The following is an 11,477-nucleotide window of genomic DNA, read 5'->3' on the forward strand; positions in this document are numbered from 1 at the left end:
AGCCGGGGCGGCAACGCCCGCGCCCGGTGCCGTGCCCGCCGATGAGGACGGTCACGCGCGGGGCGCGGCCGGCCGGTTCGGTCATGGCCGCCTCCCGTGCAGGACGCGCCGGGTGGCCACGGCCGCGAGCCACACCGCGCAGAGCGCGGCGAGCAGGGTCGCGGCGAGGTAGGCCAGCCCGGTGCGGGCGTGGCCGGAGCCGGCCAGCTCCTGGATGTCGACGGCGTACGTGGAGAACGTGGTGAAGCCGCCGAGGACGCCGGTGCCGAAGAACGGCCGGACCAGGCGGTGGGCGGCCCACCCGTCGGTGACGATCACCATGAACACGCCGATCAGGGCACAGCCGACGACGTTGGTCCAGAAGGCCGCCCAGGGGAATCCGCCGGGCGGGGCGGGCCACTCCAGAACGAGGGCGTACCGGGCGGTGGCACCGAGGGCGCCGCCGAGCGCGACCACCGCGACGACGGGAGCCTGACCGCGCCATTCCGGTTGTCGGGTGGTCCGCGCGGGGACGGGCAGATTCCCGGCCTCCGGGGCTGTCATGGTCGTACGTCTCCTACTCGCCGGGGCCCGGACGGGCGCGCGCCATCGCAAGCAGGGACCGTTGGCGGCGCCGGCCGCGGTTCGGGTACGGCGGGCCCCACCGCCGCGCCGCGAGGGTCGTCGCGGCCGGTCAACAGGGTAACCCCGGGGCTCTGCCCGGGTCATTTCGCGGCGGGTGCCTCACAGACCGCGACGCCGTTCTCCCACAGGCTGCCGAGGATCAGGTGGCCGGCGGTCTCGCAGACGCTGGTGACCATGCGGAAACCGGAGCGGCGCCGGGTGAGGTGGTGGAGCACCCGGGCGTCGTCGTCGACCGCGAGGACACCGATCGTCCCCGTGGGGCAGAAGGGGGCGCTCACCGCCAGACGGGCGGCGGCCAGGCGGACGGACGGGCTGCCGCGGTGCAGCAGGTCCAGCGGCGGGACGCGGGGGCCGGCGAGCGACACCCACACCGGGCCCCCGGGTCCGGCGCGCCAGATGTTGTCGGGCATCCCCGGGAGGTCCTCGACGAAGGGCTCGCGGTGTCCCGCCCGCGCTCCCGTGAGCCAGTAGCGGGTCAGCCGGTACGCTCCCGTCTCGGCGACGATCAGGAAGGACTCGTCGCCGCTCGCGGCCAGCCCGTTGGCGAACTGGAGGCCCTCCAGGAGGACTTCGGGCGTGTCGCTGCCGGGGGCCAGGCGCAGGAGCCGGCCGGTGCCGGTGTGCTCGACGAGGTCGCCGATCCACTGGTCCAGGGGGTAGCGGCGGCTGGAGACGGTGACGTACACGCTGCCGTCGGACAGGGCGACGGCATTGCTGCAGAACCGCAGCCGCTCCCCCGCCACCGAGTCGGCGAGCACGCGTACGGTGCCGTCGTCGAGGTCGGCGCACAGCAGTCCGCGTTCGGCGTCGCACACCAACAAGGTGCCGTCCGGGTGGAGTTCGAGGCCGAGCGGCCTGCCGCCGGTCCTGGCCAGCACTTCGACGCGGGGCGCGGCGGAGTCCGTCAGCCCGTCCAGGCGCAGGATGCGGCCGTCGGCCAGCCCGGTCAGCACGCGTCCGCGGGCATCGGCCACCACGTCCTCGGGGCCGCGTCCGCCGACCGCGACATAGCGGCGGGGGACCAGAGCGGTGGGACGGTCCATGTGCGCTCCTCCTGCTGTCGGAGACGGCCGGCCGGGCGGGCACGAGCCGCGGACCGGTGTCCGCCGGGTCCGGCCGGTGCTCACCGGAGCCGGCCTGTGCCTACCAGCCCTTCTCGAACATGCGCGCCACCTCGGCGATCCGCATGTCGTCGCGCCGGTAGTGGACGCGCCGCCGGATTCTCCGGGTGCGCAGCAGACCGATGTCCGCGAGGAGGCCGAGATGGGTCTCGGCGACCGCACGGCGCACGCCGAGCTTCCGGGCGACGGCGTCCGCGGTGACGCCGTCCGTGACGAGGTCGCCGTACCGCTGCGGCGGGAAGTGCGCGACCGGGTCCTTCAGCCATTCGAGAATGTCCAGGCGCCTCTCGGCGGTCGGAGTCCTCAGCATCGTCGTCCCCTCCGTCCGAGCCTCCTCGTACCGCGTCTGCCCACTGTCCCGCAGTCGAAGCCACCCTGTCCGCCGACTGGGCAACCTTGTCCGGTACCGAACTCCTTTGCGACGTAAGTCTGTTCGGTACGCGCGAGGAGGGCGGAGGAGGGAAGGGTCCCCTCCGCCCGCGGCCCGGGGGCTCACGCGGGCGGAGGGGAGTCGGTTTAGCCGTCGAGCCGGACCACCCGCACGGCACCCGCCGGCAGGGGCAGGCGGCCCGCCGCCCGTTCACCGGTGAGCAGTTCGGTGCCGTCCGTGTCCAGCACCACCTTGACGTCGGACGCGGTGTGGTTGATCGCGAACAGGTAGGTGCCCGACTCGCCGGTGCGGCGCACCACTTCGACGTCCCGGGGCAGGCCGGCGCGGGTGGCGACGCCCGCGCCCGCGACGGCGCGGCCCAGCAGCGCGTCCAGGCCCTGGGCGTCGAGACGGGTGGAGACGTACCAGGCGGTGCCCTCGCCGAGGCGGTGCCGGGTGACGGCGGGCCGGCCGGCGGTCAGACCGTCGGCGTACATCCACACGGGCTCGGCCTCGCGCGGCACCACGAACTCGGTCCACACGTCACCGGTGAGCTCCGAGCCGTCGGGGCCGGTGATGCGCACCGACTGGCCCTGGAGCAGCGGCGAGAACTCCTCGACGGTCAGGCCGAGCACGTTCCGCAGCGGACCGGGGTGGGGCCCCTCGTGGACGGCGTCGTGCTCGTCGACGATGCCGGAGAAGTACGAGACGACGAGGGTGCCGCCGTTCTCGACGTACCGTTCGAGGTTGCGCCCGGCGGCCTCGGTCATCAGGTAGAGCGCGGGGACGACGACCAGGGGATAAGCCGACAGGTCGGCTTCCGGGTGGGCGAAGTCGACGGTGAGATGGCGGTCGTAGAGGGCCTCGTAGAAGGCGTCGGCGCGTTCGCGCGCGTCGTGGTCCTCGCTGGGGCGCCACTGGAGGTTCTGCGCCCACCAGGAGTGCCAGTCCCACAGGACGGCCACGTCGGCCTCGGTGCGGGTGCCGCGGAGCGCGCTCAACGAGTCCAGGGACGCGCCGAGTTCGACCACCTCCCGCCACACGCGGGTGTCGGTGCCGCCGTGCGGGACCATCGCCGAGTGGAACTTCTCGGCGCCGCGCCTCGACTGGCGCCACTGGAAGAACATGGCGCCCTCGGAGCCGCGCGCCACGTGCGCGAGGGAGTTGCGGGCCATCTGCCCCGGCGCCTTGGCCGGGTTGCGGGCCTGCCAGTTGACGCCCGAGGTGGAGTGTTCGAGGAGCAGCCACGGGGCGCCGCCCGCGACCGAGCGGGTCAGGTCGGCGGCCATCGCGAGGTTGACGTGGGTGCGGCGGCCGTCGGTGATCAGGTAGTGGTCGTTGGTGACCAGGTCGACCTCGCGGCCCCAGGCCCAGTAGTCGACGGAGTCGCACTGGCTGAGCGCGGTCATGAAGTTGGTGGTGACCGGGATGCCCGGCGACAGGCGGTGCAGGATGTCCCGTTCCATGACGAAGTTCTCGCGCATGGTGGCGTCGGCGAACCGCTTGTAGTCCAGCGCCTGGCCCGGATTGCCGACCGTGGGGGCGGTGCGCGGCGGGTCGATCTGCTCCAGGCCGGCGTACCGCTGGCCCCAGAAGGCGGTGCCCCAGGCCTCGTTGACCGCGTCGACCGTGCCGTACGTCGTCTCCAGCCAGCGGCGGAAGTGCGCGGCGCAGGAGTCGCAGTAGCAGGCCGAGACGGGGACGCCGTACTCGTTGTGCACGTGCCACATCGCCAGGGCCGGGTGGCCCGCGTAGCGCTCGGCGAGCCGGGTGGTGATGCGCGCGGCGGCGGCGCGGTAGTCGGCGTTGCTGTGGCAGATGGCGCCGCGCGAACCGAACGCGTACCGGACGCCGTCGGCCGTCACGGGCAGCGCGTCCGGGTGGGCGCGGTAGAACCAGGCCGGGGGGACGACCGTGGGGGTGCCGAGGTCGACGCGCACGCCGTTGTCGTGCAGCAGGTCGAGGAGGCGGTCCAGCCAGCCGAAGTCGTACGCGCCGGGCTCGGGCTCCAGCAGTGCCCAGGAGAAGATCCCGACGCTCACCATGGTGACGCCGGCCTCCCGCATCAGCCGGACGTCCTCCTGCCAGACGCTCTCCGGCCACTGCTCCGGGTTGTAGTCCCCGCCGAAGGCGAGCCTGGTGAGGCCCTTGGGGGCGGTCTCCGGCATGGGTCTCTCCCGATTCAGGTAGATGTGAACGTGCACACACGGCTTCAGCAGCGTGCGGCCCAAGATAACCGTACGAGGGTGAGGCTTGCCAAGTGCCGGAATCCAGCCGTTGCTGTGCACGATCACAGAGTGACGGGCTTCCCCGGTGAGATCCGGCGACAGGAGCGCCCTCTCCCCCGCCGCCGCGGGCCGTAAAGTCGTGACCATGAACAGTGCGGGGGGCCGGCGCAGACCGCCGACGATCCACGACGTGGCGCGGGAGGCGGGAGTCTCACGCGGCACCGTCTCACGCGTGCTCAACGGAGGGCACTACGTCAGCCCCGCCGCGGCGGAGGCGGTCAACGCCGCCATCCGCAAGACGGGTTACGTCGTCAACCGGCACGCCCGTTCGCTGATCACCGGACGTTCGGACTCCGTCGGCTTCCTGCTCACCGAGCCGCAGGAGCGGTTCTTCGAGGACCCGAACTTCAACGTCCTGCTGCGCGGCTGCACGCAGGCGCTGGCCGCCCACGACATCCCCCTGCTGCTGATGCTGGCCGGCACCGAGGACGAGCGGCGGCGCATCACCCGGTACATCACGGCCGGGCACGTCGGCGGGGTGCTGCTGGTCTCCAGCCACTCCGGGAACCCGGTCGCCGAGGAACTGCGCGAGGCGGGCGTGCCGCTGGTCGCGTGCGGCAAGCCGATCGGGCTCGGCTCGCGGGTGAGCTACGTGGCGGCGGACGACCGGGACGGCGCCCGGGACATGGTCCGCCACCTCCTCTCGCTGGGCCGCCGCCGCGTCGGCGTGGTCACCGGCCCGCTGGACACCCCGGGCGGGGTCGAGCGGCTGGCCGGCTACAAGGAGGTGCTCGCGGAGGCGGGCATCGAGCTCGACGAGCGGCTGATCGTCTCCGGCGACTACAGCCGCGCCAGCGGCGAGGCGGGCGGGGAGCGGCTGCTGGCGCGGGTGCCGGACCTGGACGCCGTGTTCGTCGCCTCCGACCTGATGGCGCAGGGTGTGCTGACCGCGCTGGAGCGGGCGGGCCGGCGGGTGCCGCGGGACGTGGCCGTCGGCGGCTTCGACGACTCCCCGGCCGCGCTCTCCACCCGCCCCGAGCTGACGACCATCCGCCAGCCCTGGGACCGCATCAGCGCGGAGATGGTCCGGGTGCTGCTGGCACAGATCGGGGGCGAGGAACCGGCGGCGGTGATCCTGCCGACGGAGCTGGTGAAGCGGGAGTCGACCTAGCTCCAGGCGGACGCGGGATGAGGGGCCACTCGAAACTCATGCGCGTGCAGTAGTTGCATAGTCAACGAATGGCCGGTTCGGTGCTACCGTTCAGGTATGTCGGTGAAAACGGCCCAGGCCGGTCTCGAAGAACGGTGGCGGGACATCCTGTCCGTGCACGCGCGCACGATGTGCGAGATCGATCGTGTGCTGCACCCTCATGGGCTGGGCGCGAGCGACTTCGAAGTGCTCGACATCCTGGCCGCCGAGTCGCCCCAGGAGGGCGACCAGTGCCGTGTGCAGAACCTCGTCGGACGGGTGCATCTCAGCCAAAGCGCGCTGTCCCGGCTCATCGGCCGGCTGGAGAAGGACGGCCTGGTGGCCCGTTCGGTGTGCGAGCAGGACCGTCGCGGTGTGTGGGTGGCCCTGACCCGCAAGGGCCGCGAGCTGCACGCCGAGGTGCTGCCGCTCCAGCGCGCGGTCCTGGACCGCATGCTCAACGGCTGAGCCGCGCACCCCCTCACCGGGCCCGGCCGTTCCTCTGCCGCTGCGCGGTGGCCGGGCCCCGTTCCGGTGAGTGGTGCGTGCTACGGCCTGGCCAGCAGGGTGCGTACGCCCTCGGAGGTGAGAGTCAGCGGGTGCTCGGAGCTGGCGTCGATGCTGAGCGACAGGTCGTCGGCCGGCCACTGTGCGGCGAGCGCGCCCAGCGGGACCAGCCGGTAGCGGGAGACGTACGGGAGCAGCTCCGCCATCTCGGGCTCGGAGGTGAACACGGGCACCACCGGAGCCCCGTTCTTCTGTTCGAGGACGGGCAGCGCCACCGTGCCGGGGTCACCGGCCTCCTCCTGGCCTGCGTCGTCGGGCACGGGCACCAGCACCTCGCTCCTCGCGAGGGTGTCCAGCGCCGCGATGTCCTCGGTGTTCTCGGCCAGCGCGTCCAGCGCCTGCCGGGCCGGGGTGGGTGTGTTGTCGTACGCGGGTGTGTCCATGGCTGATTCCCCTGATAGCGGCGGTCGTGCGTGCCCCGCCCGGGACAAGATCGCCTCGGGCACGGTCCTGCTCGCGTACCCGACGGCAGCCGGGGCAATCATCGGGCTCCGGGGATTCAGCCGGGGTACCGGTGACCGGCGCAGGTCAGGGATCCGGGCGGTGCGCGGGATCGGAGGGACGCCGGGAGATCAGGAGAGGCAGACGGGGGCGGACAGGGAGAACCGCTCAGCCCGTCTCCCCCAGCAGCTCCGCCACGGTGACCACCCGGATCAGCGGCCGGTAGCGGTCCATCACGTGCAGCGCCTCGGCGTGCGAGGCGTCGTCCGCGCCCGCGCAGGCGTCGGACGCCACCAGCACCTCGATGCCGGCGTCGGCCGCGGCGAGGGCGGTGGACAGCACACAGCAGTCGGTGCTGACGCCGGCCAGGACCAGACGGCCCCCGGGACCGACGCGGGCGGCCAGCTCGGGGGTCCACTTGCCGAAGGTGGGCGCGTCCACGGTGTCGCGGGCCGCGGTGGCGAACTCGTCGGTGAGCTGCCACAGCCGGGCGTGCGGGGGTTGCCGGGCGAAGGGCCACCGCGCGTAGTACGCCCGCCAGGCACCGGCGGGCCGGTCGGGGGCGACGAAGCGGGTGAACGTGACGCGTTCCCCGTAGGCCGGCAGCAGTCGTCGTACGCCTGCCGCCGCCCGGGCGAAACGCGGGGTGGCCCACGGGCTGTCGGGCTCGGCGAAGGCGCGCTGCATGTCGATGACGGCGAGCAGTCCGGCGGTCACGTGAGCACGCCCGCGTCCGCCGTCGGGCTCGGTGCCTGCGCCTCCTGCGCGCGGACCCGCCCGCGGCCGAGGGCCAGGGTGCCGAGGAACCCGAGCGCGAGGGCGGCCAGGACGCCCAGGTTGGCGTACGCCCAGGAGCCGGACGTACCGCCGAGGCCCAGGGGTCCGAGCAGATAGCCCTGCCATTCCAGCCAGCCCGCGGCCGAGTTGGTGACCAGGCCCCAGCCGAGTGCGGTCGCGGCGAGGGTGAGCAGCAGTGGGGCGAGCGGTACGGCGCCGTAGCGGCCGTGGGGACGGTAGAGGTCGCCGTCGTCGTAGGGGCGGCGGCGCAGCGCCAGGTCGGCGAGGACGATGCCGCACCAGGCGGCGATGGGGACGCCGAGTGTGGTCAGGAAACCCATGAACTGGCCGAGGAAGTCGTCGGCGACGAACACGATGTAGACCGAACCCGCGATCATCAGGACCCCGTCGAAGAGCGCGGCCAGGTAGCGGGGCACGCGCAGTCCGGCGGAGAGCAGGGCCAGGCCGGAGGAGTAGATGTCGAGGACCGCGCCGCCGACCAGGCCGAGGACCGCGACCACGGCGAACGGGACCAGGAACCAGGTGGGCAGGATCGTGGTGAGCGCGCCGATCGGGTCGGCGGCGACGGCCGTGCTGAGGCCGGCGGAGGAACCGGCCAGCAGCAGGCCGAAGACCAGCAGGAGCAGGGGCGCCACCGACGCGCCGAAGGTGGTCCAGCCGATCACGCCCCGGCTCGACGCGGTGCGCGGCAGATAACGGGAGTAGTCGGCGGCGGCGTTGACCCAGCCGAGGCCGAAGCCGGTCATCATGAACACCAGCGCGCCGATGAACTCCTGCGCGGAGCCCGCCGGGAGCGCGCTGACCGTGCTCCAGTGGATGTGGTCGGCGACCAGCCCGACGTAGACGAGGGTGAGCGCGCCGGTCACGACGGTGATCACCGTCTGCAGGCGCATGATCAGGTCGAAGCCCATCACCCCGCCGACGACGATGAGCGCGCCGACCAGGATCAGGGCGACGGCCTTGGTCCCGGTGCCGCCGCCCCAGCCGAGCCGGCCGAACACGGTCGCGGTGGCCAGCGTGGCGAGGGAGCACAGCACGGTCTCCCAGCCGACGGTGAGGATCCAGGAGATCGCCGAGGGCAGACGGTTGCCGCGTACTCCGTAGGCGGCGCGGCTGAGCACCATCGTCGGCGCGGATCCGCGTTTGCCGATGACGCCGACGAGACCGCACAGCAGGAACGAGAAGACGATGCCGATCACTCCGGCGGTCAGCGCCTGCCGGAAGGAGATGCCGAAGCCGAGCGCGAAGGCGCCGTAACTCAGTCCGAGAATGGAGACGTTGGCCCCGAACCAGGGCCAGAACAGGGTGGCGGGAGTGCCCTTGCGTTCGGTGTCGCCGATCACGTCGAGGCCGTGCGTCTCCACCTGGAGCTGCCGGCTCGCGGAACGTCCGCCGGAGGGGGCCGGGGAGTCCGCGAAGGGTCCGCCGGTGCGGTCGGGAGTACCTGCCGCCGTTCCGCCGGTGCGGTCCGGGAAGTCTGCCATCGTCGACCTGCCTGTCTGGACGGGTGTGTGGAGGCTAGGCACGGCGGTGGGGACCGTCAAGGAGATCAAGGACCAGCCGTACGACCGTGCGCCGTCCGCCTCTGCCCTGGCGGCCCCGGCGGACCCCGCGCGCAGCCCTCGCGACCCTGCGTTTAGCATATGAGCGCCGCCTAGCTCGAAAGAGATGCTCGTGACTGTCAAGGACGACTCGTTCACCAACTGGAAAACCCGCGAGGAGATTGCGGAGTCGATGATCCCCCTCATCGGGAAGCTGCACCGGGAGCGGGACGTCACGGTCCTGCTGCACAGCCGCTCCCTGGTGAACAAGTCGGTGGTGAGCATCCTCAAGACCCACCGCTTCGCCCGTCAGATAGCCGGCGAGGAGCTGTCGGTCACCGAGACGCTGCCGTTCCTCCGTACGCTCACGGCCCTCGACCTCGGCCCGTCCCAGATCGACATCGGCATGCTCGCCGCCACGTACCGGGCCGACGACCGCGGCCTGTCGGTGGAGGACTTCACCGCCGAGGCGGTCGCCGGGGCCACCGGCGCGGACAGGATCGAGCGCCGTGAGCCGCGCGATGTGGTCCTGTACGGCTTCGGCCGGATCGGCCGCCTGGTGGCCCGGCTGCTGATCGAGAAGACCGGCTCCGGCAACGGCCTGCGGCTGCGCGCCATCGTCGTGCGCGGCGGCGGGGCCGGCGAGGATCTCGTCAAGCGCGCCTCGCTGCTGCGGCGCGACTCGATCCACGGCCAGTTCCAGGGCACGATCACGGTCGACGAGGCGAACAGCACGATCGTCGCCAACGGCAACGAGATCAAGGTGATCTACGCCGACGACCCGGCATCGGTGGACTACACGGCGTACGGCGTCAAGAACGCCATCCTCATCGACAACACCGGCAACTGGCGGGACCGCCAGGGGCTCTCCCGTCACCTGCGTCCCGGCATCGACAAGGTCGTCCTGACCGCGCCGGGCAAGGGCGACGTGCCCAACATCGTGCACGGCGTCAACCACGACACGATCAAGCCGGACGAGCGGATCCTGTCCTGCGCGTCCTGCACCACCAACGCGATCGTGCCGCCGCTGAAGGCGATGGCGGACGAGTTCGGCGTCCTGCGCGGGCACGTGGAGACCGTCCACTCGTTCACCAACGACCAGAACCTGCTGGACAACTACCACAAGGCCGACCGCCGGGGCCGGTCCGCGCCGCTCAACATGGTGATCACGGAGACGGGTGCCGCCTCCGCCGTCGCCAAGGCGCTGCCCGGCCTCAAGGCGCCGATCACCGGCAGTTCCATCCGGGTGCCGGTGCCGGACGTCTCGATCGCGATCCTCAGCCTGCGGCTGGGCCGCGAGACCACCCGCGAGGAGGTCCTCGGCCATCTGCGCGACGTCTCGCTGACCTCGCCGCTCAAGCGCCAGATCGACTTCACCACCGCCCCCGACGCGGTCTCCAGCGACTTCATCGGCTCCCGGCACGCCTCGATCGTCGACGCCGGAGCGACCAAGGTCGACGGCGACAACGCGATCCTCTACCTCTGGTACGACAACGAGTTCGGCTACTCCTGCCAGGTCATCCGCGTCGTCCAGCACGTCTCGGGCGTGGAGTACCCCACGTACCCGGCCCCGGCTCCGCTCCCGGCGGCCTGAGCCCCGGGCACCCGGCCCGGCCCGGCGCCCCGATGGAAAGGGCGCCGGGCTCCGGCGTCCGCGCCCGCGGGACGGAGACGGGGGCCGCCGCTGGCAGCCAGGGCCTCCCGGCACGGTGTCAGCAGGGGTCGCGCCACACCCCGAGTTCCGGTTCCTTCACCATCGAGGACAGCTTCAGGCGGCGGGATTCGGCACAGAAGGTGCTGGTGGGTTCCGTGTACTCCACGTGGAACACCGCCTTGCCGGCCGCGGTGAACGGAGCGAGTTCCCCGCACTCGTCGTACTGCGCGCACTCCTCGTTCACCGCGAAGTCGAAGTCGGCCAGGAGCTGGGGGATCTGCGGGAGGTCGTTCTTCAGGCCCACCGCCAGACCGCGCTCGTGGGCGATGGCCGCGATCATGCGGTTGTACCGGAGCTGGTCGCGCGCGGTGAGCGGGAAGCCGGTGTCGTTGCCGTAGCCCTCCACCAGGTCGGGCTCCACCGCGTCGAAGCCCTTGTCGCGGCACATGTCGAAGCGCCGCTCCATGACCGGCCGCAGGACGGAGAGCTGCCGGATGTCCAGCCACCGTTCGCCCGCCCAGCCGTTGGGCTTCCCGAGCACCGGGCGCGGGAAGGCGTCCTTGTCGGGCCGGAAGTCCTCCCAGGCACCGGCGTTGACGTAGCAGATCACCTTGCGGCCGTCGCGGTGCAGACGGGCCACGTCGGCCGCGGAGTTCTCGAAGCCGTCGATGTCGTAGACCGGCACGTCGGCCGACGGGTTCACCTTTCCGTCCAGTTGCCACTGCCAGGCCAGGCCGGGACGCGGCTTCCACAGCGCCTTGCCGGGGCCGGCCGGCGCACCGGGCGCGGACGGGGAGCCGCCGGACTCGGGCGCGGACGGCCGGCCGGTGGCCGGAGGGCTGCCGGGGGTCCACTCGTCGGCGGACTTCCGCGACCGCTTCTTCCAGGGTCAGTCCCTCATGTTTGATGAGACTGATTCCGAGATTGTGCACCTCGTCGCCCGC

The 11,477-nt window shown here is 72.3% G+C and carries 10 protein-coding genes and 1 pseudogene; 3 read left to right on the forward strand and 8 right to left on the reverse strand.

Annotation, left to right across the window (positions count from 1 at the left end):
* Positions 1-81: 81 nt before the first annotated feature.
* The 4 genes from ACWD0J_RS33785 to ACWD0J_RS33800 form a co-directional block, all read right to left on the reverse strand.
* On the reverse strand, positions 82-543 hold the full coding sequence (locus ACWD0J_RS33785) for a fluoride efflux transporter FluC (RefSeq protein WP_451499671.1): 462 nt from the start codon (positions 541-543) through the stop codon (positions 82-84).
* 161 nt (positions 544-704) lie between these two features.
* Positions 705-1,667, reverse strand: a complete 963-nt coding sequence (locus tag ACWD0J_RS33790; protein WP_451499672.1) for an SMP-30/gluconolactonase/LRE family protein — start codon at positions 1,665-1,667, stop codon at positions 705-707.
* Positions 1,668-1,767: 100 nt separating this feature from the next.
* Positions 1,768-2,055 (reverse strand): ArsR family transcriptional regulator, encoded by a 288-nt coding sequence (locus tag ACWD0J_RS33795; protein ID WP_451499673.1) that lies wholly within the window; start codon positions 2,053-2,055, stop codon positions 1,768-1,770.
* A gap of 206 nt (positions 2,056-2,261) precedes the next feature.
* On the reverse strand, positions 2,262-4,283 hold the full coding sequence (locus ACWD0J_RS33800) for a beta-galactosidase (protein ID WP_451499674.1): 2,022 nt from the start codon (positions 4,281-4,283) through the stop codon (positions 2,262-2,264).
* 199 nt (positions 4,284-4,482) lie between these two features.
* Here ACWD0J_RS33800 and ACWD0J_RS33805 point away from each other — a divergent pair, with 199 nt between their 5' ends.
* Both ACWD0J_RS33805 and ACWD0J_RS33810 read left to right on the forward strand, forming a co-directional pair.
* Positions 4,483-5,514, forward strand: a complete 1,032-nt coding sequence (locus tag ACWD0J_RS33805; protein WP_451499675.1) for a LacI family DNA-binding transcriptional regulator — start codon at positions 4,483-4,485, stop codon at positions 5,512-5,514.
* A 96-nt stretch (positions 5,515-5,610) separates the two neighbouring features.
* Complete coding sequence (locus ACWD0J_RS33810) at positions 5,611-6,000, forward strand: MarR family winged helix-turn-helix transcriptional regulator (RefSeq protein ID WP_451499676.1); 390 nt, start codon at positions 5,611-5,613, stop codon at positions 5,998-6,000.
* Positions 6,001-6,080: 80 nt separating this feature from the next.
* Here the strand turns inward: ACWD0J_RS33810 and ACWD0J_RS33815 are convergent, their stop codons facing one another.
* The 3 genes from ACWD0J_RS33815 to ACWD0J_RS33825 form a co-directional block, all read right to left on the reverse strand.
* The gene (locus ACWD0J_RS33815; RefSeq protein ID WP_451499677.1) at positions 6,081-6,482 is read right to left on the reverse strand and encodes an SseB family protein; all 402 of its coding nucleotides are present in this window, start codon (positions 6,480-6,482) and stop codon (positions 6,081-6,083) included.
* 226 nt (positions 6,483-6,708) lie between these two features.
* Positions 6,709-7,257 (reverse strand): cysteine hydrolase family protein, encoded by a 549-nt coding sequence (locus ACWD0J_RS33820; protein ID WP_451499678.1) that lies wholly within the window; start codon positions 7,255-7,257, stop codon positions 6,709-6,711.
* Positions 7,254-8,822 carry a purine-cytosine permease family protein gene (locus ACWD0J_RS33825; RefSeq protein ID WP_451499679.1) on the reverse strand — a complete coding sequence of 523 codons (1,569 nt, stop codon included), beginning with the start codon at positions 8,820-8,822 and terminating at the stop codon, positions 7,254-7,256. The genes ACWD0J_RS33820 and ACWD0J_RS33825 overlap by 4 nt, the downstream gene beginning before the upstream one ends.
* A gap of 190 nt (positions 8,823-9,012) precedes the next feature.
* Between ACWD0J_RS33825 and ACWD0J_RS33830 the strand changes: the two genes are divergently transcribed.
* Positions 9,013-10,473 (forward strand): glyceraldehyde-3-phosphate dehydrogenase, encoded by a 1,461-nt coding sequence (locus tag ACWD0J_RS33830; protein ID WP_451499680.1) that lies wholly within the window; start codon positions 9,013-9,015, stop codon positions 10,471-10,473.
* 118 nt (positions 10,474-10,591) lie between these two features.
* On the opposite strand, the pseudogene ACWD0J_RS33835 reads toward ACWD0J_RS33830, so the two are convergent.
* Positions 10,592-11,338 (reverse strand): annotated as a pseudogene (locus tag ACWD0J_RS33835) (endo alpha-1,4 polygalactosaminidase); the annotation flags it as partial.
* Positions 11,339-11,477 lie beyond the last annotated feature (139 nt).

The sequence above is a fragment of the Streptomyces sp. NPDC003011 genome, assembly GCF_053591515.1.